Consider the following 24,663-nt stretch of genomic DNA (forward strand, 5'->3'; position numbering starts at 1 on the left):
CTCCGGTGGCGATCTTTTCCTTCTTTTCCTGCCGGCAGCGCGGGCTCTTCTCTTGCCGGCGCTGAGACATCCGCTCGCCGGTTGACGCCGGCCTTCATTCAAAAAAGCGCTCGACAGGCTTTCCCTTGAGGAACGGCCTGCGCCGTGCTGCGTCTTTGCGGGACGCAAGCGGGATGCAAGCGGATCGCAACGAAACACGATGGGCGGCCAGGTGAAGAAACACGTGTGGAGTTGCGGAATGATCGTAGGGACGCCGGTGACGTATGCGAACGCACCGGGAATTTGAGAGTTTTCTTGTGTTGCCGGAGTGACCGTATTTGTAGGATTTGCCTTTCATATTTGTAGGGCAATCCTGCCGGTTGGGTAGGAATGCCGCGTTAGAGGCGCGCTGCAGGTTCGCCGGAAAGCTGCGGAATACATGGATCGCCTGACCAGGCCGGGAACCTTCTGGCTACGTCACGTGTGATGCATGTATTTCGGACTGCGAACCTGAGTTTCGAGCGTTACGGGGGCTTCATCGAGATTGTTGCGATGAAGGCGTAGCAGATCCGGTTCTGGCCGGTCGGTCATTTACTCGTTTTAAGGTCTCAAATGAATAAATCGCATCGCGTAGTGTGGAGCGACACCACGAATTCGTGGGTTGCAGCGTCGGAACTTGCCGTGGCAAGGCGAGGGGGACTGTCTCGCCGGGCTGATGTTGCGGCGGCGATCCTTGGCCTCGGCGCGATGGCATCTGTCCCGGTCGCTGAAGCAGCGGGCACGCCGGAGATCGATCTCACCACATTCATGGCCATTAGCTCGATCGTGACGCAAGGAGGGGCTACGACTGCCAGTGACGACCTGAATGCGATGGCCATCGGACCGATGGCGGCTGCGCTTGGTAAGAATGCCACGGCTATCGGCGCAACCTCCGCCGCCGCGACTGAGGGCACGACCGCAGTGGGCGTTGGCTCGGGTGCGCTTGCATTGAACGCCACGGCTGTGGGAATGAATGCCACGACGGGCATTTACGCGACGAACGGCGTCTCGATCGGCTACACAGCCAGCGCGGAGGGCGCGAACGCGATCGCGCTTGGCCAGTTCACCGTGGCAAACGGCGACGATTCTGTGGCCTTCGGTTCCAGAGCGTTCACGGCGCAGGGCGCAACCGGCTCCATGGCTTTCGGCTCTGGCGCCAAGGCCATGGTTGAGGACGCCTTCGCGTTCGGCACGAATTCCGTCGCAGACCGGGCACATACCATTTCTGTCGGGAGTGCGGACCAGACGCGCCAGATCGTCAACGTGGCGGCTGGTATCGAGGACAACGACGTGGTCAACGTCAGTCAGTTGAAGGGAATCGTCACCGCGATCGGTGGCGGTGCCGCATTGGATCCGGATGGCTCGGTAGCGGGCCCAACCTACTACGTCGCAGGAAATACGTACAACAACGTCGGCGATGCGATCACGCATGTGGACGGTGCGGTCACCAATGTGACGAATATTGTGAACGGCATCGAGAATGGTGCAGGTATCAAGTACGTGCATGTGAACTCGACACTGGACGATTCGTCGGCGAATGGAGTCGAAAGTGTCGCAATCGGCGGTGGCGCGCAGGCTACAGCCGATCATTCGGTGGCGCTCGGTGCGAACTCGCTGGCAGACCGGGCGAATTCGGTCTCCGTTGGCTCTGCCGGCCAGGAGCGTCAGCTGATCAACGTTGCGGCGGGCAGCGCCGACACCGACGCAGTCAACCTTCGGCAATTGCGTGAGGCGGGCATCAACACCGACAGCAGCGGCAATGTCACGACTCCCTTCGTGACGTACGACGATACGTCGAAAACCCAGATCACGCTGGGCGGGACAGGCGCGAGCGTACCGGTGGCCATCTCGAACGTGAAGCCCGGTTCAGTCGCGCCAGGCAGTCTGGATGCGACGAATGGCGGACAGCTTTACAGCCTGGCGGACAGTGTTGCCAATGCGCTGGGCGGCGGTTCATCCGTCGGGTCCGACGGGGCGGTGTCGTCCCCTGTCTACAACGTGGCCGGCGACACGTACCACAACGTCGGCGATGCGATCACACATATCGACGGCGACGTCACCAACGTGATGAACGTGGTCAATAGTATCCAGAACGGCGCCGGCATCAAGTATTTCCAGGCGAATTCAACGCAGGACGAAGCCGCGGCTACCGGGAGCGAGGCCGTGGCGATCGGCGGAAATGCGCAGGCGACGGCGGACAACTCGGTGGCGCTCGGCGCGAACTCGACGACGACCGCGGATCTCACAGCCTCTGCATACCGTGCCGGCAGTGGTGCTGTCGCTGGAGCGACACCGTTCGGCGAGGTGTCGGTGGGGTCAGCTGGCATGGAGCGCCGCGTGACGAACGTAGCCGCCGGCGCCGCTGACACGGATGCGGTCAATGTCAGCCAGCTCAAATCGGTGGTTGAAGGCAGCGTCGCGGATGCCGTCATGTATGACGACGCTAATCATGAAAGCGTCAGGTTGGGAGGCATCGGTTCCAATGTGCCGGTCCGCCTCGGCAACGTCGCGCCGGGGATGATCGCATCGGGAAGCACCGACGCCATCAATGGCGGTGAGATGTACAACCTGGCGAGCAGCGTGGCCGACGCACTGGGCGGCGGTTCGTCGGTCAATCCGGATGGCACCCTCCAGCAACCCGTCTACAACATCGGTGGCAAGACATATCACAACATCGGCGACGTTGTGACAAATATCGATGGGCGCGTGACCAACAACACGAATTCAATTACCAATATCAATCAGATACTCAATGAGATCACGAATACTGGTGGTGGTATCAAGTACGTGCATGTCAACTCCGCGCTTGACGACTCGCTCGCGACGGGGGCGGACAGTGTCGCAATCGGCGGCAATGCACAGGCGGCGTTCGACAACTCGATCGCACTGGGCGCGAACTCGTCGACCGACCGCGCGAATTCGTTGTCGGTCGGCTCGGCAGGACATGAGCGGCAGATTACGAACGTCGCAGCTGGTACGGCAGATACCGATGCAGTGAACGTCGCACAACTGAAGCAGAGCGGTGTAATCGACGAAAACGGCAACACCCGTGCAGCAGTGACATACGACAGCAAGGACGGCGCACCGGATTACGGAAACGTCACGCTTGGCAACGGTGTCGCCGGTGGCACGGTTCTGCATAACGTCGGTGCCGGTACGCTCGATTCCGATGCGGTTAATGTTGGCCAACTGAATGAAGCCCTTGGGCAGATCACAAACAACCTCGCCGGCGGCACGAGCCCGTTCCTGAGCGTCAACGGCGACGCCAGTACGGAAGCATCTGCGGCGTCCGGTACGCACGCTGCGGCACTGGGCGCGAACGCCGTTGCGAACGGCACCGACGCGATGGCCTTTGGAGCGAACGCGGCTGCAAGCGGAAACGGCACCACGGCAGTAGGATCCAACTCGATCGCGAGCGCGCCAAACACGACCGCGCTGGGATGGGGCAGCGCTGCAACGGCCGATGGGTCAGTCGCGCTGGGTGCGGGTTCAGTCGCTGATCGCGCAAACTCGGTTTCGGTCGGCAGCGTCGGTGCCGAGCGGCAGATCACCAATGTAGCGCCGGGTACGCTCGGTACGGATGCCGTCAACCTGAACCAGCTCAACTCGGCCGTCGCGCAGACCAACCAGTCGATCCACGATCTCGATACGAGTACGCGCAAGGGGATCGCTGCGGCTTCTGCGTTGCAGATCGTGACACCTTATCTCCCCGGCCGCACAACGCTCAATGCGGGCGTCGCGGCATACCGCGGTCAGGCAGCACTGGGTCTCGGCGTGTCGCGCTGGAACGAAAAAGGCACGATCAATTTCAACGCCGGTGTGGCTTCCTCAGGGAGCAACAGCACGATTGTGCGCGCCGGTATCGGCATTGTTCTCGGCGACTGATCCAATCAGGGCTTTCGGCATTGTTTGAAGGAAGGGGCGTGCTACAGCGACAGCGGCGGCGTCTCTTCCGAAGGAAAGACATGAAATATTCAATTCTAGCGACGGCACTGGCCACTGCGCTGGCGGGTTGCGCAAGTACCGCGACTCGCGATCAACTGAACATCCAGGACACGACGGTCTTGCAACGGGGGTTCGGTGCGCAACAGGACGCGGCTTCCGGAGCCGCAGTAAAGCAGTGGACCGATGTCTACACGCAGATCAAACATCGCGGCGACGTGCTGACGACGCTTCAGGGAAAGCTCGATGCTTTCGGGCCAAAGAAGGACCGCTACGTGGGTGCAAAAGCGCAATGCTGGATCAACGCTGGCAAGGAAGCGCTCGCCGAACACGACGATTGGGGGTTCGTGGAAGAAGCCATCGGCGAGGCCGCCCGCTTGACGGTGGCTCTCGATACTGGCGATAGCACATTACCCGAAAATTCTCCACTTCGTACGGTCGCAAAACTTCGTCCAGATCTTTGGGAACAGCTGACGAGGTTACGAGCCGATCCACGTTTTGTGTATTGTCCGCAGGCACGCAAGCTGGTGGCGTGTTCTGAAGTCGAATTAATGTATGCCGGCCATGAAGCTTGGATGCGTGCATTCGATAAGGCGAAAAAGCGTATTGATAATCTGCAGGGACAGTTGCGTGCCGGCGAGCAGGCCCTGGCAGTTTGCACTATTCCTGCGCAATCAAAACAACCGCTTTCGACGACGGTTTCGCTTTCGGCAGACGCGCTATTCGAGTTCGATCGAGGTGATATCGCGGCGATTAAAGCGGAGGGTCGTCAGAAGCTCGATGACATTGCGACTCGGCTGCAAGGTGTCGATCTCACCCAGAGAATTGTGGTGTCGGGGTACACGGACCGGCTCGGCAGCACGGCACACAATCTGCGTCTATCGCGACAGCGAGCAGATTCGGTGGCGCGGTATCTGAAAAGCCGTGGCGTGACGATTCCCGTCGATGCTCAGGGCTACGGCAACGCGCATCCGGGCACGTCTTGCACCATGCTTGACCGCCCGGCACTGATCGAATGCCTCGCGCCGGACCGACGGGTTGATATCCGGTTCGTGGGGCAGAAGCCGGTGTCAACGCAGTAGGCCCGGCATGCGCCGGCACAGGGCTTCGCCTCAAGCTAAGGAACTGCATCGGCGCGTGTTGCTCAAAACGCGTAGTAGGGCCCTGGACCGGCAGGTGTGGCGCGTGCGTCGATCGCGGTGAAGATCCGGCGTCCGAAAAAGAGTGGCAAACCCCAGTCGAAGATGCCGCCAGCCGTACCGGCAAGATTGTCGAACGCGTAGTTCGACGTGGCGAAGAGTGTGTTTGCGTTGCCGACCGAAAACGACAGCGTGTTGGTCGCCCCGCTAGTGCCTTGAAGCGTGGCGTTGAACGCCTGGGGCGACGGCGGGCAGAACCAGGACCCGCAGGACGGCAAAGTCGAGTTGGAGAAGAACAGACCGTTGGAGCCGCTGTCGAGGAAGCTTTGGGTATTGCCGCCGTTGAAGCTGGTCGTAATGTACCCGGTCGCGCTGCTAGCCTTGAGCACGTCAGCGCCGCCGAGTACATTGTCTGTCTGTGTTCCGATGCCGAAGATCAGAGAGCCAGATACGGACTGAGTGCCAGTGTCCGAAACGGCAGGCAGATCGATAACGACGCCGTTGTTGTCGAACGCAAACTGGCTGACTGGGTTGGTCACTTGCTGAGCAACCGGTTGAGTGCTTGCAGTGCAGGTGCCGCCAGATACGCAGTCATAGTACCAACGCGGTAGCGCACTGTCCGCGCATGCGCTGCCGCAGTCCGTCGTGAACATGCCGACGCCCAGGATACCGTTGGCTCGCAGTGCGCTGGAGGTCATCATCGGCAGTCCCGATCGGCTGCAATCTGTCGGCACGGTCGGGACGGAAGGATCGGCAATGACATGGATCGGGAGTGTCGATGCAAGTTCGCCGGCCATACGGACATCCGCGTTGCGTACTGCACCCCAGACGTAGCCCGTCCCGAAAACCGCACATTGCCCGGTCGTGCCGGTACCGGATGGCACAGCCGGCAATGTCACGTCCGCAGGCAATGCCGACGACAGGATCCGCAGCCCCTGCGACCCCGTGTCAACCTGCACGCTGTCGATGGTCGCGCAGTGGTCAGTGCCAGGCTCGCAAACGGTGACGCTGGTCATCAGCATATTGCGTGTCAGCGTCGGCGTCGTGCCGACCGTGACCGACTGAACGTTCGGAATCGTCGACTGCTGGACCGTTGTGTCTGCCGGTGTTGTCGTAGGCGTGTTCGCTGGCGCGCCGGCACCACCGGGGGAGGAGGGCGGAGTAACAGACGCTGTCGGACTGTTGCCACTGCCTCCCCCTCCGCAACCGGCGAGTGCGGTGCACAGGATTAGCGCGCCGAGGAACTTCTTTGGCATGACAGCCCTCCGTTAGCGCAGATCGTCGGGGAACACACCGGCCGGTAGCGCGCCTGGCAGCCAGGCTCGTCCCGCGTAGCTGCGCATCTGCCCGCCGGACTCGACGATGACGTCGGGTCGCGTGATCCGCGACGCATGCAAATTGCGTGGGGTTGTCGCATCGGGTGTGGCGCCGACGCGATACGAATCGTAGTACTTGCCCAGCAGGGTCTGCAGGTCCGGCATGGTAGGGCCTTGCCACGTGTACGCGAACACCTCGCCGCTGGTCGACGCGTATTCGTTGATCGTCGTGCCGCCATCGTCTATTGTCGACCGGACGCGGAAAAGACCGGTTTGCTCGACGGGCTGGATTGTCTTGTTCGCAGGTTGCGTCAACGCTGCCGTACCACCCAGTTCGGCGTGAGCGACCTGAAGCATTGCCGTTGCACACAACGCTATCGACGCGCCGGCGATGCGGCGAAAGGTGGCGTGGATCATTGGGTTCATCCCCGGAAAATCGTGAATTTTTTGAGATTTCTATTTCACGATATCACCTGGGTTTCCTGAATAATGAGATGCCATGTGGGCGGCCAATGGCGATCATCTCAGAATTTTGGCGGGCGGTAAGGCGAAAACTTCTTGTAAAACAAGAACTTCGATCTGCGCTGGGCACAACCACCTTCAGGGTGGAAATGTTGATCAAATGTTAAATCTCCATCGGCTGCGAAAAGTACGCGTACCGCCTTGATCTTGTGTTTGAGATATCGACGGATGCGGAAGTGCGGGAAGCCGGCGCCGTCGCGACACCGGCTGGCCGGCCATTGATCGCGCTGGAGAATCGCCCGTTTCACCTCGTGGAATCGTGCCGGGACAAGTGTATCGCCGCATACGGAAAAACAGTCGCCGACCGCGCTGCCGCGCGCTTTACGTCTGGTGATCCGCCCCCTGTTCCCGGCACCGGAACGCCCTCGGTGTTTGTCCGAAAGCCCGCTTTTTGCACATCACGGCGCGGGACCGGTAAAATGTTGGGTTGATCCACGGAAACTTGCCGTGGCGTAGCGGAAGGATTCTCCGAACATGACTGATCTTCGTCTTACCTCGCGGTTCGCAATATTGCTGATGGCAGGCGGTCTCGTCGCCGGTTGTGGTACATCGTCGCCGACTCAGGTCGATTACAAGAGCGACTCGAAATCGAAGGAAGTGTCACTCGCTGTGCCGCCAAACCTGATCGACGAGACGGCCGACCAGCGTTCCCTGCCTCCGCAGGGCGGCGAAAGCTCGCTGTCGACCCTCAAGCAGGTGCAGGCCGCCGCGCCAAACGTGGACACGGCGGTGCCGCCCGTCCCCGATATGCACCTCCAGCGCGACGGTTCCGAAACCTGGCTGGTGATCGACAATAAGGCGCCGGATCAGGTCTGGCCGCAGATCCGCCGTTTCTGGCAGGAACAGGGCTTCCTGCTGGTTGTCGAGCAGCGCGACAAGGGCGTGATGGAGACCGACTGGAACGAAACCCACGCGCAGATCAACCAGGGCCTCATTCGCAATACGCTGTCGAAGACGATGGGCAATTCCTACGTCACGTCGGAGCGCAACAAGTACCGTACGCGCCTGGAAGTGGCGCCGAGCGGTGGAACCTTCGTGTTCGTGAGTCAGAAGGGTATGCGCGAAGCGCTGACCGGTCCGAACAACGACTCCAGCGAATGGCAGCCGAAGCCGAATGACCCAGGGCTCGAAACCGAATATCTGAAGCGCCTGATGGCGTCGTTGGCGCTGGCTGATTCACATGGCAAGGCCGGCGACACGCAGAGTGCCACGCTTTCTCCGGCGGGCGCACAGACGGCTCCGGCCGCCGCCGCGGGCGCATCGAGCGCGAAGTCAGCTACCGCTGCGACCGCAGCGCAGAATGTCGCGCTGGCCGCACAGGTGCCGCCGCCCTCGGATACCAACGAGTCGGGTGGACAATACTCGGCGACCGAGTTGACGCTTGACGAGCCCTATGACCGCGCCTGGCTGCGCGTAGGTCTTGCGCTGGATCGCAGCAACTTCACCGTTGACGATCGCGACCGGACGCGCGGCCTGTATTTCGTGCGTTACGTCGATCCGAAGGACATGAGTTCCGCGGAACAGGGCTTCTGGAGTCAGGTGTTCCACGGCAAGAAGGAGAAGGTGGCGAAGCAGTACCGCGTCAACGTTCGGGCCGTCACGCAGAACCAGACACGCGTGGCCATCATCGACGACAAAGGCCAGGTCGATTCGTCGGGCCCGGCAAAGCAGATCATGGCGCTGATGGTGGATCAGCTGCATTAAAGTTGCGCTTGCGCTGACATAAACCCGTCTGGTTAGACGTCAGGCGGGTTTTTTTACGCCCGGGTCGAGGCGAAACACCCTCAACCTGCTTCCTGCGCCCCAAACCCCGGAATCCGCCTGATCACACCCGTAGCGAGCGCCGTTCCGACCAGAATCACCGCGCACCCCTCGGCCATGCCGAGCGACACCTGTTCACCCAGAAAGAGCGCGCCCCACAGGATCCCGAAAATCGGAATCACGAACGTGACGGTGATGGCGCGCGCAGGTCCGGCGACCGCGATCAGATGGAAGAACAGCATGTACGCCACGCCGGTGCAGCCTATGCCGAGCGCGATCACAGCGCCCCACGCATGCAGCGAGATCGGCGCAGTGGGCCACGTCGCAATCGCAATCGGCACGAGCAGGATGGTGGCGCCCGTCATCGTGCCAGTCGCGACGGTAAGCGAGTCGACGCCCGTCAGATGTCGCTTCGTGTAGCTTGCCGCGATGCCATAAAGCAAGGTTGCGCCAAGTGCTGCCGCGGCGGCGAGTACCGTGGTTGCGGGTGTTGCGCTCGAGCCTTGCGGCGTGGCGATCTGGTCCCACACGAGCATCAGCACGCCGAGAAAGCCGACCACCATGCCGAGGCTGCGCAGTGCGGTCAGCCGGTCCTTCAGCCAGAGGAATGCAACCAGCGCGCCCCACAGCGGCGTGGTCGCGTTGATGACCGACGTGACGCCAGCTGACAGCGTCAATTCCGCATAGGCGAACAGACAGAACGGTGCAGCGGAATTCAGCACGCCGACCACCAGCAGCGGCCAGGCACGTGTGCAGATCGTGCTGAACGCTTCGCGTGCAGGCCGTCGCGCGAGCAGCACGACGAAGAGGAACAGCGCGCCGATGCCGACACGAAGCGCCATCAGCGGTGCCACGCCAAAGTCGGTCACACCAACACGGATGAACAGAAACGACGCGCCCCAGAGGGCCGCGAGGATGAGCAGTTGTATGAGATTTTTGAGTGTCATCGAAGAGATGTCGCGCGCAGTTGGGTCGCGACTCGCAGGCATGTTAGCACTGCGCTTTGGCGTGACGTTTCAGGCTTGGATGAAATAGCAAGAAACGGGAGGTGAAGCGTCTCCTGTTACCACGCAGACGGGGGCAGGCGCTGGAAATCGCGCCTGCCATCCGCTCAGAAAGTGACGTCAAAAATGCGGAATCATCCAGGTCAGCACGTTCTGCTGCAACCAGACCAGGATGCCGAGCAGGATTGTCAGAAAGATCGAGTGCTTGAAGGTTTTCGCGAACACGACACCTTCCTTGCCCTTGAGCTCGGTTGTGGCGACGCCGGTCGCGATGTTCTGCGGCGAGATCATCTTGCCCATCACGCCGCCGGACGAATTGGTCGCCGCCATCAGCACCGGGTTCAGGTTCAGCTGCTTCGCGGCCACGACCTGCAGGTTGCCGAACAGGGCATTACCGGAGGTATCGCTGCCCGACAGGAACACGGCCACCCAGCCAAGGAAGGCCGACACCAGCGGGAAGAACGCGCCCACGGACGCCACGCCCAGCCCCAGCGTGTAGTTAATCCCCGAATAGTTCATCAGGTACGCAAGACCGACGATCGTTGCGACGGTCAGAATCGCGATGCGCGTCTGCACCCACGTATCGGCGATCGCGTTGCCGAATTCCCGCGCGGACAGGCGCACGACGAACGCGGTGATGATCGCCGCGACGAGGATCGCGGTGCCGGTCGCAAGCGGCTGGAAGTCCCACACGGCTGCATACGGCACGTTATAGAGCGTGATGAAAACCGCCTTGTCAAGACCGGGCCACGGTACCTTGATGTCGCCGATCTGGAACACCTTGGCAATCGTCCAGACGATCACGACCGCCGCCACGATCAGCCACGGATACCAGCCCTCCGCGCCACTGACCTTGCCGCGTACCTCGTTGACGCGATCCACGTTGACGGCGAACTTCGGATCGACAGCGGGCTTCCACACGCGCAGAAACGCGATCGTGAGAATCAGCGAGACCAGCGACGCCAGCACGTCGGTCAGGCTGTAGCTGATGAAGTTGGAGGTGACGAACTGCGTCAGCGCGAAACTTGCGCCCGACACGAGCAGTACCGGCCAGATGCGCATCATGTTGCGAAAGCCTGCATAAATGGCGATCACATAGAACGGCAGCAGCAACGCGAAAAACGGCAACTGGCGGCCGACCATTTTGGCGAGGGCGTCGGTGGGCAGGTGTGTGACTGCGCCGAGCACCGTGATCGGCACGCCGAGCGCACCGAACGCGACCGGCGCGGTGTTGAAGATCAACGTGAACGTCAGCGCCTCGAGCGTCGGGAAGCCGAGCAGAATCAGCAGCGAACTGGTGATTGCGATCGGTGTGCCGAATCCGGAGATCCCTTCGAGCAACGCGCCGAATGAAAAGCCGATCACGACGAGCACGATGCGCCGGTCGTTGGGCAGGTTGTCGATCATCCACATGCGGAACGCGGCGAAGCGGCCGGACTTGAGCGCGATGTTGTACAGCAGGATCGCGGTGAAGACGATCCACATGACGGGCCAGCACGCGAATACCGCGCCGGCGGCGACCGAATTGAAGGCGAGTCCGACCGGGAACTGCCAGACGAGAATTGCCACGACGAGGCCGACGATCAGTCCGGCCAGTGACGCCTGCCAGGCGGGCCGCCGCGCCCAGCCGAGGAGTACGAGCACGACGACGATGGGCAGGGCGGCAATGAGAAATGACGGCAACAGCGCGTTGCCGACGGGGGTCAGTAGCTGGTGGAACATCACGTCTCCTTCTTTGTTGTACGAACCGGCGCGGAGACTGTTCGTCGGATCACGCGTCGGTTGGGCAGGACGGATGGCGGAGGCAACCTGCGCAGGCAGGTTGCCGGATCCCGTAATTAAACAGATAGTTCGTGAAGCAACCGCCAGCATAGAGGCCACAACGACGCCGTCAAGACGGGAAACTACGGGAGAGCCTCCATTCCGCGCAATTGTCCGGGTTCGGTATTGCGCGATGGGCTGTAGACGAGGCGCGCGGCTGACCGTTGACCTTGATCAGTGGTGGTGCCCGTGAAATCCACCGTGGCCGCCCCAGTAGTAGCCAAAGCCGATCGATAGCGCGGGCCAGCCATAGTAAGCGGGATAAGCCGGATAAGGCGCGTAGACGGGATAGGGTTGGTAATACGGATAGGCAGGGTAGGCAGGTACGGTATAAACCGGTGGCGGAGCCTCTGCGACCAGAGCGGGCTGCGTATACCCCTGCGCGTACTGCTGGGCGGACGTGGAAGGCCTCATGGCTGTGTCGGCAGGCGCGACCGGGACTGCGTGCTGGGCGGCGGATTCAGGGACAGTGGCGTAATAGGCGCCACCCGGATAGTAACCGTACGGATAATAGCCGTACGGGTAGTAACAGCCGGTCAGCGACAGCATAGCGAGCGCGCCGGCGAGAGGGGCAGCCGCAGAGACGGGATTCATGACGCGCTCCAGGTTCATCGCGACGCCGGGTTCGGACGCAGCGTCTTCTATGAGCTTACGCTGACGCCGTCAGACCCGGCTTGCAAACCCGTAACGGCATATTTCACTGGATTGCCCTTGCCGTCTCTTGCGCTCCTCCTCGCATGGGAGATGAACGGAGAAAAACCAGACGTTGGCAACGAGGCGCCCAAAAAACGGCGCGTTCCGGCAGACCGTAAGCACCGCTTCTGTCGATGCCGCCACATGCAATCGCATGGTTTGCCCGATATCCGCTAGAGGTGGCGGTGGCGACCTGCGCGCCGGGTACACGCGGCATCGCTGCGCCGCTTACATATCAACTGCCTGGCAACGCATTGGCCACCTTATTTGCCACCTTACTTGCCAACCTGATTGCCGATCACGCCGCCGACTGCCGCGCCACCGAGGGTCGAAAGCGCACTGCCGCCGATCACCGCACCGGCCGCGCCGCCGACACCCGCACCGATAGCCGTATCGCGCTGACGCCTCGTCATGTCATCACATGCCGCAAGACTCGCAACGGCCGCTACCAGCGCCGCAATCGCTCCGATTCGTTGAACTGTCTTCATGGTACCGACTCCTCTTGGATGATGATGAATGGGGACGCATTCCGCGTGCCTGATTTCACTGAGGATATCGTGTGAAGCCGTGTCCGTTTGTGTGCGCTTGTCAGGGAGCTGTTGGTTTCGTAATCAATTGTTTCAATGCTTCACAAGTCGTGGGACGAAGGCAGTTCGCACCCTGAAAAGGACGCAAAAAAAGCCCGCCGAAGCGGGCTTCCCTACTGCCTGGAGAAACGCCAGGGCGCACATCCGGCAGTTATTGCCGCTGATAAATCTCGGCGCCTTTCTTCATGAACTCGACGGCCTTCACTTCCATCCCTTTCTTCAAGGCCTCGTCGTCGGATACGCCTTGCTGCGCAGCGAATTCACGCACGTCCTGCGTGATCTTCATCGAGCAGAAGTGCGGGCCGCACATAGAACAGAAGTGCGCGACCTTCGCCGAATCCTTCGGCAGTGTTTCGTCGTGGAACTCGCGCGCCTTGTCCGGATCCAGGCCGAGGTTGAACTGGTCTTCCCAGCGGAATTCGAAGCGTGCTTTCGACAGCGCGTTGTCACGCACCTGCGCGCCCGGATGGCCCTTCGCCAGATCGGCTGCGTGCGCGGCAAGCTTGTACGTGATGATGCCGGTCTTCACATCGTCCTTGTTCGGCAGCCCAAGGTGCTCCTTGGGCGTGACGTAGCAGAGCATCGCCGTGCCGAACCAGCCGATCATCGCTGCGCCGATGCCCGACGTGATGTGGTCGTACCCAGGCGCGATGTCGGTGGTGAGCGGTCCGAGGGTGTAGAAGGGCGCTTCGTCGCACCATTGCAGCTGGAGATCCATGTTCTCCTTGATAAGCTGCATCGGCACATGGCCCGGACCTTCGATCATTGTCTGCACGTCGTGCTTCCAGGCGATCTGCGTAAGTTCGCCGAGGGTCTTCAGTTCGCCGAGCTGCGCTTCGTCATTGGCATCGTAGATCGAGCCGGGACGCAGGCCATCGCCGAGCGAGAAGCTCACGTCGTACGCCTTCATGATTTCGCAGATGTCTTCGAAATGCTCGTACAGGAAGCTTTCCTTGTGGTGCGCGAGACACCACTTGGCCATGATCGAGCCGCCGCGCGACACGATACCCGTCATGCGCTTTGCCGTCAGCGGCACGTATTGCAGACGCACGCCCGCGTGGATCGTGAAGTAGTCGACGCCTTGCTCGGCCTGTTCGATCAGTGTGTCGCGGAAGATTTCCCACGTGAGGTCTTCGGCCTTGCCGTTGACCTTTTCGAGCGCCTGATAGATCGGCACCGTGCCGATCGGCACCGGGCTGTTGCGGATGATCCACTCACGCGTTTCATGAATGTGCTTGCCGGTCGACAGATCCATCACCGTATCGCCGCCCCAGCGGATCGCCCACGTCATCTTGTCGACTTCTTCGCCAATCGACGACGTCACGGCCGAGTTGCCGATATTCGCGTTGACCTTGACGAGGAAGTTGCGGCCGATGATCATCGGCTCGCTTTCCGGGTGATTGATGTTGTTCGGGATGATCGCGCGGCCGCGCGCGACTTCTTCGCGCACGAACTCTGGCGTGATTTCCTTCAGCGCGTCAGGGCCGAACGCGCTGGCGCCGAACGCCTGGCCCGGATGCTGGCGGCCCATCATGTCTGCGAGCTTGTTGCCGTTCGGTCCGCTCTTGCGCAGGGTTTCCAGATACTCGGCACGGCGCTGGTTCTCGCGAATCGCGATGTATTCCATTTCCGGCGTGATGATGCCCTGACGCGCGTAATGCATCTGCGACACATTCGCGCCGGCCTTCGCCCGGCGCGGCGTGCGATGCAGGCCGGGGAAACGCAGTTCGGCGGTCGCGGCATCGGCGGCGCGCTCGCGGCCGTAATCGCTCGTGAGGCCATCGAGCGCTTCCGTGTCGCCGCGTGCCTCGATCCAGCGCTGACGCAGCGCCGGCAGGCCGGCGCGGATGTCGATCTGCGCATCTGGATCCGTGTACGGGCCCGACGTGTCGTAGACATAGACGGGCGGGTTCTTTTCGCCACCGAAGCTGTCCGGTGTATCCGACTGCGTGATTTCGCGCATTGGCACGCGGATATCGGGTTGCGAACCGGCTACGTAGACCTTGCGGGAATTCGGCAGCGGAGCGACGGCGGCGGCATCGACGTGTGCGTCGGCGGAAAGGAACTTCGGGTTGGCGTTCATGCGTTTCTCCTGATGTGGGGCAGCTGTGTTGCCGCTAAGCAGGAGATCGAGAAGGAAGTGGTCGGATTCGCTGTGGGGTGTTGCCGTGGTGAAGCCGCGAATTCCGTACGCTTCCCTGCGCTGGCATTATCCAGATCAGGTTCAAAGGGTATTTCTCACCCGCGAAGCACACCGTTGTTCGATGCACCACGCAGGACCCCCGCGTTAGCAGCGCACACAATACACCTGCCGAGGGGGGCATTGCAACCCATCCTGACCATCAGGCGCTCATGCGCCACTGACATGTCAGAGCGTGAAACCGTCGGCCGCTTCGGGCTGAAACAGGATCTGCAGGACCTTCAGCACTTTCTCGTCGCCGCCCGGCGGCATGAAGCGGATGCGCTCGCCGCGCTTCGCGCCGAGCAGCGCGAGGCCCGCCGGCGAGAAAACATTCAACCGACCATTGCTGAAGTCCGCGCCCGGCGGATAGACGACGGTCCAGGTCATTTCTTCGCCCGTCTGCTCGTCGGTGAGCGTGACCTGCGAATTCATCGTGACGACATTCGCGGCGATATCGCGTGGCGCAACGATGACCGCGCGCACGAGCAGGTCGTCCAGCATGGTTTGATATTTCGCCTCGGCGCCAGGCATTGCCGCGTGCTTTTCAAGGCGCACGACATCCAGCTCGGTGAGGTAGCAGGTTTTCTGTTTCATGAGGGTTCTCCAGTTTCGATCTGCGCGATTAAGACAGGCGGCTGAGATCGGCCCGGGGCCTGGCCGACGTGGCTCCGGTGAGGAGGCTTCGTTCAGGCCAGGCGCCGGGCGTTGGAAAGCGGGGCGAAGAGGGAATGCGCAGATCGGACCGACCGCCCGGCACGCGCGCAATCGACCCCGCCATCAGGGCGCGGGCGAATCAGGGCGTGGCAGGACTGACACATGGGAACGGGGCGTCGGTATCTGGAGAGGTGAAATGGGCAAATCGACGAGACGATCATAGCACGCGATATCCGCCAGTCCGGCTGCCTCCGGACAGCGGCCGCGCACGGCCCGACGCGCGCGATCGGCGAGAGATGCGACTCACCGGGTAAACCTTCCGTAATAAAGATTCGGCCATGCAATCGACGCTTCTCACCATGCACTAGCATGGAAGAACAGATCCGCTCAAGATCGCGCGGTCCGTCGCGTCGCATCGTGCCACGCCGCGCCACACGACTCGACCCGATGCGCTTCCCGCAGAGGCCTCAGGTGCATCAGCCGTCTTCTACGGCGTTCGTTCCGGCCACTTATTGTGCGCTGCGGAAGCTGCGTTGTGCAGGATCGTCCGTACTGTGCGGGAGTCAGGCGGATCGGGAACTCGCGAAAGTCATGCGCATCCGCGGTGCTCGCAGTATTCGCGCCTGGGCGCGATTCCCTCTAGCGCGGTCTGCCCGAAAATTTTTTTGGGGCGGCTGTCATAAGACCCGATACCACGCGACAAACGTGCAGATTTCCCAACGGAGCCTGCCATGCGAACCCCCACCAGCCGGTCCTGCGCGCCTCGCGACGGGCGCCCTTCGCGCGCCATTCGAGGTCTTGCGCTGATGACCGCACTCGCAACGAGCGGCATCGGACAGGCGGCAACGTCGATGTGCACGGCGCATAGTCCCGCGCACCGTGTCGCGCTTGTCGAGCTGTACAGCAGCGAGGGTTGCAGCAGCTGTCCGCCGGCCGACAGTTGGCTCGGCCAGTGGAAGGATGGCAGCACGTCGAAGGGCGTCGTGCCGTTGGAGTTGCACGTCGACTACTGGAACAGCCTTGGCTGGACCGACCGATTCTCGCAGCGCCGTTTCACCGAGCGTCAACAGAGCCTCACCGACCGCGCTGGTGGTCACGTGATCTACACCCCGGAAGTGTTCGTGTCGGGGCGTGAGCTGCGCAGCTGGGCGCGGCCCCACAGCTTCGAAACGCGTGTGCAGAACGTGATGTCGGAGCGGGCTCAGGCCGACGTCGCGATCGAACTCGCACCGCGTGCCCAGGGCACGGCAAGCGGGCTGGATGTCGACGCGCGGTTCACCGCGCATGCCACGGCCAGGGACACGCTGAACGCCTACGTCGCCGTCTACGAAAACGATCTGACCTCGCAGGTGCGCGCCGGCGAGAACAGTGGAACAACGCTGCACCATGACCGCGTGGTGCGGCAATGGATCGGCCCCGTGCCGCTCGTCGCGGGCAGTGCGCGGATTCATCAGGACGTCGCCGTGAGCAGTGAGGATGACAAAGCAATCGCGAACGGCAACACGCCGGTCAGCCGGTTCGGCGTCGTCGCGTTCGTGGAGAGCGCCTCGACCGGCGATGTGCTGCAGGTGGCCGACCTGGCCGCCTGCCGTTAACCGCCTCCTTGTATGTGGAGAATTCGATGAACACATCCCGTATGCATGTCGATACGGCGCCGCGGCCCGCGGCGCCTGCCGGCGTGATCCATCCTGTCTGGGTGCGCGTGACGCACTGGCTGAACGCGCTCGCGGCCATCGCGATGATGCTGTCGGGCTGGCGCATCTACGACGCGTCGCCGATTTTCAGGAACTTCATGTTCCCGCCTTCGATCACGCTCGGCGGCTGGCTCGGCGGCGCGCTGCAGTGGCACTTCGCCGCGATGTGGCTGCTGGTGTTCAACGGCCTCGTGTATCTCGCGCTCAATCTCGTCAGCGGCCGTTTCTTTCGCAAATTCCTGCCGCTGTCGCCGCGCGCGATCCTGAAGGATTTCGTCGCCGCGCTGACCGGCAAGCTGTCGCACGCCGATCTGCGGCAGTACAACGCGGTGCAGAAATTCGCTTACCTCTTCATCGTCTGCGACCTGATCGTGCTGGTGCTGTCGGGACTCGCCATCTGGAAATCGGTGCAGTTTCCGCTGCTGCGCGAGCTGATGGGCGGCTACGACAACGCGCGCGTCGTGCACTTCGTCGCGATGTCGTTTCTGGCGGCCTTCATCGCCGTGCATCTGGTGATGGTCGCGCTGGTGCCGCGTTCGCTCGTGGCGATGCTACGGGGACGCTAGGAGATCCATCATGACCCTCAACCGGAAAGGCACGAAGCCCCCCATGCAGCTCGACCGCGAATCGATCCTGATCGACGCCCGCCGCGAACTCGCGATGCCGTCACGACGTCTGTTCGGCAAACGCCTCCTGACGCTCGGTGGTCTCACGATGCTCACGGGCTGCTCGCTGACCGACAACGACTCGGTGAACACCTTCCTCGCCGCCGTCTCGCGTCTGAACGACCGCGCGCAGGCTTTCATTTTCGATCCGAAGCAACTGGCGCCTACTTACAGCGAAGCGCAGATCACGCGGCCGTTCCCGTTCAACGCGTTCTATGGAGTCGACGAAGTGCCCGAGGTGGATGCGTCTGACTACAAGCTGCAGGTGGGTGGTCTCGTCACAGGTCAGCGCATGTGGACGCTGCCCGAGCTGTACGCGCTGCCTCACGCGGAACAGATCACGCGACACATCTGCGTGGAAGGATGGAGCGCGATCGGTCGCTGGGGCGGCACGCCGTTCAGCGACTTTCTACGGCGCGTGGGCGCGGACACGTCGGCGAAGTACGTCGGCTTCAAATGCGCCGACGACTACTACGAAAGCATCGATATGCCGACCGCGCTGCATCCGCAGACGCTGCTCACATTCGAGTACGACGGCGAGCGCCTGCCGGCGAAATACGGCTTCCCGATGAAGCTGCGGATGCCGACCAAGCTCGGCTACAAGAATCCGAAGCACATCATGGAGATTTTTGTCACCAACACGTACCCGGGCGGCTATTGGGTCGACCAGGGCTACAACTGGTTCGGAGGCTCCTGACGCACGCGGGTCGGGCATGACCCCGGGCGGCAGAAGCTTTGGAAGCACCCGGCACAGGCCGGTTTTATCGATCGACAACACACGGAGTGATCTCATGAAACAACTCGCAATCGCAGCACTGGCCGTCGTATTCCTTGCAGGCGGCACCTCGGCGTTCGCGCAGGAAGCAAGCGGCGCAATGTCGAACGGCGCCATGTCGCATGACACGATGTCCAAGGATTCGATGTCGAAAGACAGCATGAAAAAAGACAGCATGAAGAAAGACAAGATGAAAAAGGGCAATGACGCAATGGGCATGAAGCACGAGGCGTCGGGCGCGATGGGCAACTAACGGCGCTGCTTGAGCGGGTCGGGAAAGCCGGGGCATGGCCCCGGCTTTTTTCGTATGCGTTGCGAATATTTACGCTTGCTTTCACTGCCGCGGGTCTGCCTTATTGCATAATGCTGCCGGTGCGCAGCCAGACCGTGGCATCCATTGCCGGATTTGCGCCCGCAAACGTTCTCCCTTGTTCCTCGCCGTTCGACCACCATGCCGTTCTGTCTCGCCCGCCCAGCCGCACCGATCATGCGGCGCACGCTCTTGCCCGTTGTCCCTTATGGTTCATATGCGGGTTCAGGTGCGGGTTCGTGTGCGGCATCCCACCGGTCGCTGGCGGGTCGCACGCATGCTGTCTAGGTTTCCCGATTCTTTCCCGTTCCGTCTGCCGCAGTCCCGACAAGGCCGGGTCGCGCTCGCGCTGACCGTCGTTTATATCGTCTGGGGCTCGACCTATCTGGCGGTGCACGTCGCGTTGGGCTCGTTTCCGCCGCTCATGCTGTCCGGGCTGCGCAATCTGTTTGCCGGCATTGGCCTGTTCGTTTTCGCGACGCGGCGGCGGCCGGCCTGGCCCACCGCCGAAGAAGTACGAAACGCCGGGCTTGTAGGCACCATGCTCGTCGGGCTGTCGAGCGGCATGCTCGCCTACGGCATGCGGACCGTAGGCACCGGCACGGCCGCCGTGATGGTCGCCACCGTGCCGCTCTTCGCGACGGTGATCGCCGCTGTCGCAGGCCGCCGGATCGGCAGGGGCGAGTGGATTGCCGTCGGGCTTGGCCTTGTCGGGATCGGGATTCTCAGTCACGGCGACGCGTCGGCCAACTCGGCCGATGGGAGTCTCGCCATTCTGTGCGGTGCGCTCTTCTGGGCAGGCGGCGCGCATCTGGCCGGACGCCTGAAGCTGCCGTCCGACCTGTTTCTGTCGACCTCACTGCAGATCGGCCTTGGCGGTGCGATGTCGACGATCGTCGCGTGGGCGTCGGGCGAGCGCATGCTCGATTTGCACTTCCCGCCGATCGTAGCGTTCCTGTATCTGATGCTCGTCGGCACCATGGCGGCCTACGTGGCGTACGGCTATCTGATCCGGCACACGAGCCCCATCATCGCGAGCAGTTGCATGTACGTGAACCCGGTGGTCGCGGTGGCGCTTGGCGCGCTGCTGCTAGGCGAATCTGTGACGCGCTCGACCGTGATCGCGACCGCCGTGATTCTGGCGAGCGTCGGGCTGTCGTTCTGGTTCGACTACCGGCGACGCGGGCTCGCGTAAGCGTCGACGGCGAAGAGATCATCAGCACCACCTCTGCCGCCGTGCTGACGAACCAAGCGCTGCCGGCGTATTCGATGCGGCCCGGCTCGGCGCCAGGCCATCGCACGATCAGGAAATCATGGCGTCGCCACCGGCGCCCGTTGACGGCCGCGCGAATGAGTCCAGGCGGCCAGCGCCGCGAACAGAAAACCGGCCATCGATACACCGACCCACCCGAACGCACGCCAGGCGATCGCGCCAACCGCCGATCCTGCTGCGCCGCCGATGAAATAGCACACCATATAGACGGTATTTACCCGGCTGCGTGCGTCGGGCTTGAGTGCGTAGATGCGCGACTGGTTGGAAATCTGCGCGGCCTGCACACCGACGTCGAGCACGATCACGCCGACCACCAGCCCGGCAATACTCGTTCCCGACAAGCCGAAGATCACGAACGACACCGCAACGAGCCCAATGGCGAGCGAGATGATCGCGCGTGGCCCACGCCGGTCGGAGAACTTGCCGGCGAGCGGCGCGGCCAGCGCGCCCGCCGCGCCGACGATGCCGAAGAGGCCAGCCGCCTGCGGTCCGAGATGAAAGGGCGGGCCCGCGAGCAGCAGGGTTAGCACCGACCAGAAGATGCTGAACGCCGCGAAGAGCGCAGCTCCGGTCAGCGAGGCTTCGCGCAGGCCGCGATGCTCGACGCTCAGATGCCACATCGAAGCCAGCAGTTTGCCGTAGCCGAGGGTCGAAGTCGGCTTGCTCTGCGGCAGGCGCATCACCGTCACGACGGCGAGCGCAAGCAGCGCGACGACCGATGCGCAGAACACTGCACGCCAGCCCAGGTATTCGGCGATGAAGCCCGCTGCGGTCCGCGCCAGCAGGATGCCGAGCAGAAGCCCGCTCATCACCGTGCCGACCGCGTGGCCGCGCTGCGAAGGTGGCGCGAGTTCCGCGGCGAACGGCACGGCTTGCTGGGCGATCGTCGCAAGCACGCCGATGGCGAGACTCGCAAGGATCAGCACGGACAGGTCAGGGGCGGCCGCCGCGACCAGCAACGCGACGCTGAGACCGGCCGTCTGCAGCAGGATCAGCCGGCGCCGGTCAAAGCGGTCGCCGAGTGGCGCGAGCAGCAGCATGCCGATAGCGTAGCCCAGCTGCGTGACAGCCGGCACCGCGCCGATCCACGACGCGCTATGCGGAAACGACTGACGGAAATCGGCGAGCAGCGGCTGGTTGTAGTAGATGTTCGCCACCGACACACCGGCGATCGTCGCGAGCAGAAAGAGCAGGCCGCGCAGCGAGGCGGGGGAGGGGGCGGAAGCGTGGTCGGAGGCTTGGGAATCGGATGTCGACATAAGCAGCGGGCTTTTGGGTGGCCGGGCAACGCACGGAATGCGGGCGAGCCGATCATACCGGAGCCCGCCCGATCGTGCTGACCGCGCCCAGCGGGCGCTGTCGGCACGGCCCAGGCACAATCAACGCGCGATCAGGCGCGCTCAGTCGATCAGTACGCCTTCGGGTTCGTAGAACGGATAAGGACCGTCGGCGTCATCGATGTAGGCGTGATGCGTGACGATGCCAGTTGCGGCGTCGTAATGATGCAGGGCAAAAGCCGGCGGTTCCATCATGAACGCCGACGGCGCATCGTCGCGCAGATCGAGCGCAACTTGGTGAGCAGGCGATGGCACCGCCGACGCGATCGTGCCGCCGAAGCGCACGAACATCGGCCGGTGCACATGGCCGCAGATCACGCGCTCGACGTTCGGGTATCGTGCGACGAGCGCCGCCATCTGCGAGGCTGCGGCCGGATCGAGCCGTAAATCGTCCATATGACCGATGCCGCACATGAACGGCGGATGATGCAGCGCGACGACAACCGGCCGCTCGCGCGCCGCGTCGAGTTGCGCGGCGAGCCACGCGAGGCGCGCATCGCACAGCTGCCCCGCGCTCTCGCCAGGCTGCAGCGAATCGAGCGCGATCACCCGCAGCGGGCCGATGTCGACGGTGTACTGGACGAATTCACCGCCTGACGACAACTCCGGGCGCTCCGGGAACGCTGCGCGCAGTGCGGCGCGTTCGTCGTGATTGCCGACCAGCAGGTAGTACGGAATCTCGAGTCCGGCGAGCAGCGACTTCAGATGGCGATACTGCTCGGGCGTCCCCTGGTCGACGAGGTCGCCGGTCATCAGCACGGCATCGGGGCGTGGATCCAGTGCGTTGAGCCGCGCGGTACAGCGCGTGAGCGCAGCGGCCGTGTCGACGCGACGGTAAGCGAGGGCGCCTGGATTCTTGATGTGCAGGTCGCTGATCTGGGCGAGGATCATGAATAGTCCTTACGTGGTCGTGCGATGGTTCAATCGTTCGATGGTTCGATTGTGCGGCAGTGGCCTCACGCCAGCGCGATCAGCGCATCCTGCGCGATCGACAGCCCGACTGGCGTGCCGCGTGCGAGTTCGATCCGCCCGGCGACGTCGACGAGCAGCGCGTCCGGCGCCGCGCCTCCGATCGTAAGCCGCGTGCGTTCGCCGAGGAACGACGTGGCTTCAATCGTTCCGCGCAGGTGCGCATGCGCCGGGTCCGCCAGATAAGCGTCCTCGGGCCGGAAAAACAGCTCGCGCGTGGCGGATCCGGCTGCGGAGTCCGCCCTCGCGCCCTGTGCACGAAGAGCGGGAACGGCACCGCCAGTCGTCATCAGCATGCCATCGCGCCATTCTCCCGCAAGACGATTGATGGTGCCGACGAACTGCGCAACTGTCCGGTTTGCCGGCCGGTAGTAGATGTCGCGGGGGGTGCCGATCTGCTCAATGCGCCCCGCGCCCATCACGACGATGCGGTCGCCGAGTTCCATCGCCTCCGCCTGATCGTGCGTGACGTAGACCGTCGTGACGCCGAGGCTGCGCAGCAGCGCGTTCATCTCGCTGCGCAGCGCGTCACGCAGACGCGCATCGAGTGCGGTGAGCGGTTCGTCGAGCAGCAGCACGCGCGGCTGCAGTGCGAGCGCGCGGGCCAGTGCCACGCGCTGACGCTGGCCGCCAGAGAGCTGGTCGATGGGTTTGTCGGCGTGGTCGGTGAGGCGCATCATGGCGAGCAGTTCGTCGACTCGCTCGCGCAGGGTCACCGCGGCAACGCGCCGAATCTTCAGCCCGTAGCCGATGTTGCCGCGCACCGTCAGGTTCGGAAACAGCGCGTAGCTCTGAAACACCATGCCGATCTGACGCCGCTCGATCGGCAGGGCGGTGACGTCTTCATCGGCGAATGCGACACGGCCGCCGGCGTCGGGCGTTTCAAGGCCGGCGATCATCCGCAGCGTGGTGGTCTTGCCGCAGCCCGACGGCCCCAGTAGGACCAGCGTTTCGCCAGCGTCGATCTGCAGGTCGAGCGGCTCCAGTACACGTGTGCCGCGAAACGTCTTCGCGCATTGGGTCAGGGTGATGGGAACGGAGGCGAGTTTCATGGCGTGTCGTCCGGGCGGGTCGGTTCAGGTGACATAGCGTTGCGTTTTGCACGCCGCTTCGATGCCGCGCGGCGCTGGCCGGTGGCGTCGACGCCGAGCCACTGCATCGCGACGAGCAACGGCATCGTCATCAGAAAGAACAGGATCGTGTAGGCACTGCCGATCTCGATGCGCAGCGACGCGTAGGTATCCGCGAGGCCGACCGGGAGCGTCTTCGTATCGGGGGTGTGCAGCATCCAGGTGAGATTGAATTCGCCGATCGACAGCGTCAGCACCGCGAGCGCACCCGCGACGATGCCGGGCTTCGCATTGGGCAGCACGATCGTCACGAAGCGCTGCAAGAAGCTGGCGCCGAGACTGGCGGCGCCTTCTTCGAGCGTGCGCAGATCGGAGCCGGCGCAGACGGCAGCGACGGCGCGCACCATGAACGGCAGCGTGAATACCACGTGACCGACGACGATGAACGCGACGCTCATCCGGAACATCGTCCAGCCGCCGTAGACGACCAGCAGCGCGAGCGCCGATGCGAGTCCCGGCAGCGCAACCGGCAGCACGAGGAATTCTTCGATGACGCGCGAGACACGTGTCTTGCTGCGCGCGAGTGCATAGCCCGCGGGGACACCGGTCAGCAAGGTGACAGCGAGCGTTGCTGCGGCGACTTCGAGCGACAGGAAAACCGACGCGTGATACTGCATCCAGACTTCGATGAGCCAGCGCAGCGTCAGCCCGCTCGCGACACCCTGAAAATAGTTGACCGTCAGTCCCGCGACGATCGACATCACCACTGGCACGATCAGGAACGCGCACAGCAGCAGCGTGACGAGCCACTGTCCGGCGGCGAGCCACGTGCGCGCGGCAGGAAGCCGGAAGGCGCGGCGTCGCATCGAAGGCGGCGCGGCCTGCGGAGTGGCAGTCTGGCTGAGTGAGTTCATGTGGGCTCCTTCATCGG

21 protein-coding genes and 1 riboswitch are annotated in these 24,663 nt (G+C 62.9%); of the genes, 8 read left to right on the top strand and 13 right to left on the bottom strand.

The window, feature by feature from the left end; all coding sequences use genetic code 11:
- Positions 1-591: 591 nt before the first annotated feature.
- Positions 592-3,903, top strand: a complete 3,312-nt coding sequence (locus B0G77_RS13735; RefSeq protein WP_133662618.1) for a YadA-like family protein — start codon at positions 592-594, stop codon at positions 3,901-3,903.
- An 80-nt stretch (positions 3,904-3,983) separates the two neighbouring features.
- Complete coding sequence (locus B0G77_RS13740; protein ID WP_133662619.1) at positions 3,984-5,042, top strand: OmpA family protein; 1,059 nt, start codon at positions 3,984-3,986, stop codon at positions 5,040-5,042.
- Between the two features lie 62 nt (positions 5,043-5,104).
- Here the strand turns inward: B0G77_RS13740 and B0G77_RS13745 are convergent, their stop codons facing one another.
- The 3 genes from B0G77_RS13745 to B0G77_RS13755 all read right to left on the bottom strand — a co-directional run bounded on the left by B0G77_RS13745 (position 5,105) and on the right by B0G77_RS13755 (position 7,185).
- Positions 5,105-6,355 (bottom strand): DUF3443 domain-containing protein, encoded by a 1,251-nt coding sequence (locus tag B0G77_RS13745; protein WP_133662620.1) that lies wholly within the window; start codon positions 6,353-6,355, stop codon positions 5,105-5,107.
- A 12-nt stretch (positions 6,356-6,367) separates the two neighbouring features.
- Positions 6,368-6,832, bottom strand: coding sequence for a DUF2844 domain-containing protein (locus B0G77_RS13750; RefSeq protein WP_208116422.1), 465 nt, complete (start codon positions 6,830-6,832; stop codon positions 6,368-6,370).
- Positions 6,833-6,939: 107 nt separating this feature from the next.
- Positions 6,940-7,185: a hypothetical protein gene (locus B0G77_RS13755; protein WP_133662622.1), complete on the bottom strand. Its 246-nt coding sequence runs from the start codon at positions 7,183-7,185 to the stop codon at positions 6,940-6,942.
- Positions 7,186-7,411: 226 nt separating this feature from the next.
- On the opposite strand from B0G77_RS13755, the gene bamC reads away from it, so the two are divergent.
- The gene (gene bamC / locus B0G77_RS13760; protein WP_133662623.1) at positions 7,412-8,641 is read left to right on the top strand and encodes an outer membrane protein assembly factor BamC; all 1,230 of its coding nucleotides are present in this window, start codon (positions 7,412-7,414) and stop codon (positions 8,639-8,641) included.
- Between the two features lie 80 nt (positions 8,642-8,721).
- Here the strand turns inward: bamC and B0G77_RS13765 are convergent, their stop codons facing one another.
- The 6 genes from B0G77_RS13765 to B0G77_RS13790 all read right to left on the bottom strand — a co-directional run bounded on the left by B0G77_RS13765 (position 8,722) and on the right by B0G77_RS13790 (position 15,579).
- Positions 8,722-9,645, bottom strand: coding sequence for a DMT family transporter (locus B0G77_RS13765; RefSeq protein ID WP_133662624.1), 924 nt, complete (start codon positions 9,643-9,645; stop codon positions 8,722-8,724).
- Positions 9,646-9,822: 177 nt separating this feature from the next.
- The gene (locus tag B0G77_RS13770; protein WP_133662625.1) at positions 9,823-11,424 is read right to left on the bottom strand and encodes an L-lactate permease; all 1,602 of its coding nucleotides are present in this window, start codon (positions 11,422-11,424) and stop codon (positions 9,823-9,825) included.
- A 273-nt stretch (positions 11,425-11,697) separates the two neighbouring features.
- A complete protein-coding gene (locus B0G77_RS13775; protein WP_243750994.1) occupies positions 11,698-12,117 on the bottom strand; it encodes a hypothetical protein in 420 nt (139 codons plus the stop codon).
- 374 nt (positions 12,118-12,491) lie between these two features.
- Complete coding sequence (locus B0G77_RS13780; protein ID WP_133662627.1) at positions 12,492-12,704, bottom strand: glycine zipper 2TM domain-containing protein; 213 nt, start codon at positions 12,702-12,704, stop codon at positions 12,492-12,494.
- A gap of 250 nt (positions 12,705-12,954) precedes the next feature.
- The gene (thiC, locus tag B0G77_RS13785; RefSeq protein WP_133662628.1) at positions 12,955-14,886 is read right to left on the bottom strand and encodes a phosphomethylpyrimidine synthase ThiC; all 1,932 of its coding nucleotides are present in this window, start codon (positions 14,884-14,886) and stop codon (positions 12,955-12,957) included.
- A gap of 94 nt (positions 14,887-14,980) precedes the next feature.
- Positions 14,981-15,097: riboswitch (TPP riboswitch) on the bottom strand.
- A 74-nt stretch (positions 15,098-15,171) separates the two neighbouring features.
- Positions 15,172-15,579, bottom strand: a complete 408-nt coding sequence (locus B0G77_RS13790; RefSeq protein ID WP_133662629.1) for a GreA/GreB family elongation factor — start codon at positions 15,577-15,579, stop codon at positions 15,172-15,174.
- 866 nt (positions 15,580-16,445) lie between these two features.
- Here B0G77_RS13790 and B0G77_RS13795 point away from each other — a divergent pair.
- From B0G77_RS13795 to B0G77_RS13815, 5 genes are all read left to right on the top strand, one after another.
- On the top strand, positions 16,446-17,234 hold the full coding sequence (locus B0G77_RS13795) for a DUF1223 domain-containing protein (RefSeq protein ID WP_243751124.1): 789 nt from the start codon (positions 16,446-16,448) through the stop codon (positions 17,232-17,234).
- A 26-nt stretch (positions 17,235-17,260) separates the two neighbouring features.
- Positions 17,261-17,899 (top strand): cytochrome b/b6 domain-containing protein, encoded by a 639-nt coding sequence (locus B0G77_RS13800; RefSeq protein ID WP_133662631.1) that lies wholly within the window; start codon positions 17,261-17,263, stop codon positions 17,897-17,899.
- A 10-nt stretch (positions 17,900-17,909) separates the two neighbouring features.
- Positions 17,910-18,695, top strand: coding sequence for a molybdopterin-dependent oxidoreductase (locus B0G77_RS13805; RefSeq protein WP_133662632.1), 786 nt, complete (start codon positions 17,910-17,912; stop codon positions 18,693-18,695).
- Positions 18,696-18,789: 94 nt separating this feature from the next.
- Positions 18,790-19,026, top strand: a complete 237-nt coding sequence (locus tag B0G77_RS13810) for a pentapeptide MXKDX repeat protein (protein ID WP_133662633.1) — start codon at positions 18,790-18,792, stop codon at positions 19,024-19,026.
- Between the two features lie 334 nt (positions 19,027-19,360).
- Positions 19,361-20,278 carry an EamA family transporter gene (locus tag B0G77_RS13815; protein ID WP_133662634.1) on the top strand — a complete coding sequence of 306 codons (918 nt, stop codon included), beginning with the start codon at positions 19,361-19,363 and terminating at the stop codon, positions 20,276-20,278.
- Between the two features lie 116 nt (positions 20,279-20,394).
- Here the strand turns inward: B0G77_RS13815 and B0G77_RS13820 are convergent, their stop codons facing one another.
- From B0G77_RS13820 to B0G77_RS13835, 4 genes are all read right to left on the bottom strand, one after another.
- Positions 20,395-21,615: an MFS transporter gene (locus B0G77_RS13820; RefSeq protein WP_133662635.1), complete on the bottom strand. Its 1,221-nt coding sequence runs from the start codon at positions 21,613-21,615 to the stop codon at positions 20,395-20,397.
- Positions 21,616-21,756: 141 nt separating this feature from the next.
- Positions 21,757-22,584 (bottom strand): phosphodiesterase, encoded by an 828-nt coding sequence (locus B0G77_RS13825; RefSeq protein WP_133662636.1) that lies wholly within the window; start codon positions 22,582-22,584, stop codon positions 21,757-21,759.
- Between the two features lie 65 nt (positions 22,585-22,649).
- On the bottom strand, positions 22,650-23,714 hold the full coding sequence (locus B0G77_RS13830) for an ABC transporter ATP-binding protein (protein WP_133662637.1): 1,065 nt from the start codon (positions 23,712-23,714) through the stop codon (positions 22,650-22,652).
- Positions 23,711-24,646: an ABC transporter permease gene (locus B0G77_RS13835; protein WP_133662638.1), complete on the bottom strand. Its 936-nt coding sequence runs from the start codon at positions 24,644-24,646 to the stop codon at positions 23,711-23,713. Before B0G77_RS13835 ends, B0G77_RS13830 begins: the two co-directional genes overlap by 4 nt.
- Between the last annotated feature and the right edge of the window lie 17 nt (positions 24,647-24,663).

The organism is Paraburkholderia sp. BL10I2N1, from assembly GCF_004361815.1.
Classification (GTDB): domain Bacteria; phylum Pseudomonadota; class Gammaproteobacteria; order Burkholderiales; family Burkholderiaceae; genus Paraburkholderia.

Coding starts and splice junctions, on each gene's coding strand:
- B0G77_RS13810 (WP_133662633.1), top strand. CDS start 18,790: ATGAAACAACTCGCAATCGCAGCACTGGCCGTCGTATTCCTTGCAGGC.
- B0G77_RS13740 (WP_133662619.1), top strand. CDS start 3,984: ATGAAATATTCAATTCTAGCGACGGCACTGGCCACTGCGCTGGCGGGT.
- B0G77_RS13745 (WP_133662620.1), bottom strand. CDS start 6,355: ATGCCAAAGAAGTTCCTCGGCGCGCTAATCCTGTGCACCGCACTCGCC.
- B0G77_RS13735 (WP_133662618.1), top strand. CDS start 592: ATGAATAAATCGCATCGCGTAGTGTGGAGCGACACCACGAATTCGTGG.
- B0G77_RS13775 (WP_243750994.1), bottom strand. CDS start 12,117: ATGAATCCCGTCTCTGCGGCTGCCCCTCTCGCCGGCGCGCTCGCTATG.
- B0G77_RS13820 (WP_133662635.1), bottom strand. CDS start 21,615: ATGTCGACATCCGATTCCCAAGCCTCCGACCACGCTTCCGCCCCCTCC.
- B0G77_RS13765 (WP_133662624.1), bottom strand. CDS start 9,645: ATGACACTCAAAAATCTCATACAACTGCTCATCCTCGCGGCCCTCTGG.
- B0G77_RS13815 (WP_133662634.1), top strand. CDS start 19,361: ATGCTGTCTAGGTTTCCCGATTCTTTCCCGTTCCGTCTGCCGCAGTCC.
- B0G77_RS13780 (WP_133662627.1), bottom strand. CDS start 12,704: ATGAAGACAGTTCAACGAATCGGAGCGATTGCGGCGCTGGTAGCGGCC.
- B0G77_RS13790 (WP_133662629.1), bottom strand. CDS start 15,579: ATGAAACAGAAAACCTGCTACCTCACCGAGCTGGATGTCGTGCGCCTT.
- B0G77_RS13825 (WP_133662636.1), bottom strand. CDS start 22,584: ATGATCCTCGCCCAGATCAGCGACCTGCACATCAAGAATCCAGGCGCC.
- B0G77_RS13795 (WP_243751124.1), top strand. CDS start 16,446: ATGACCGCACTCGCAACGAGCGGCATCGGACAGGCGGCAACGTCGATG.
- B0G77_RS13770 (WP_133662625.1), bottom strand. CDS start 11,424: ATGTTCCACCAGCTACTGACCCCCGTCGGCAACGCGCTGTTGCCGTCA.
- B0G77_RS13750 (WP_208116422.1), bottom strand. CDS start 6,832: ATGATCCACGCCACCTTTCGCCGCATCGCCGGCGCGTCGATAGCGTTG.
- thiC (WP_133662628.1), bottom strand. CDS start 14,886: ATGAACGCCAACCCGAAGTTCCTTTCCGCCGACGCACACGTCGATGCC.
- B0G77_RS13830 (WP_133662637.1), bottom strand. CDS start 23,714: ATGAAACTCGCCTCCGTTCCCATCACCCTGACCCAATGCGCGAAGACG.
- B0G77_RS13835 (WP_133662638.1), bottom strand. CDS start 24,646: ATGAACTCACTCAGCCAGACTGCCACTCCGCAGGCCGCGCCGCCTTCG.
- bamC (WP_133662623.1), top strand. CDS start 7,412: ATGACTGATCTTCGTCTTACCTCGCGGTTCGCAATATTGCTGATGGCA.
- B0G77_RS13805 (WP_133662632.1), top strand. CDS start 17,910: ATGACCCTCAACCGGAAAGGCACGAAGCCCCCCATGCAGCTCGACCGC.
- B0G77_RS13800 (WP_133662631.1), top strand. CDS start 17,261: ATGAACACATCCCGTATGCATGTCGATACGGCGCCGCGGCCCGCGGCG.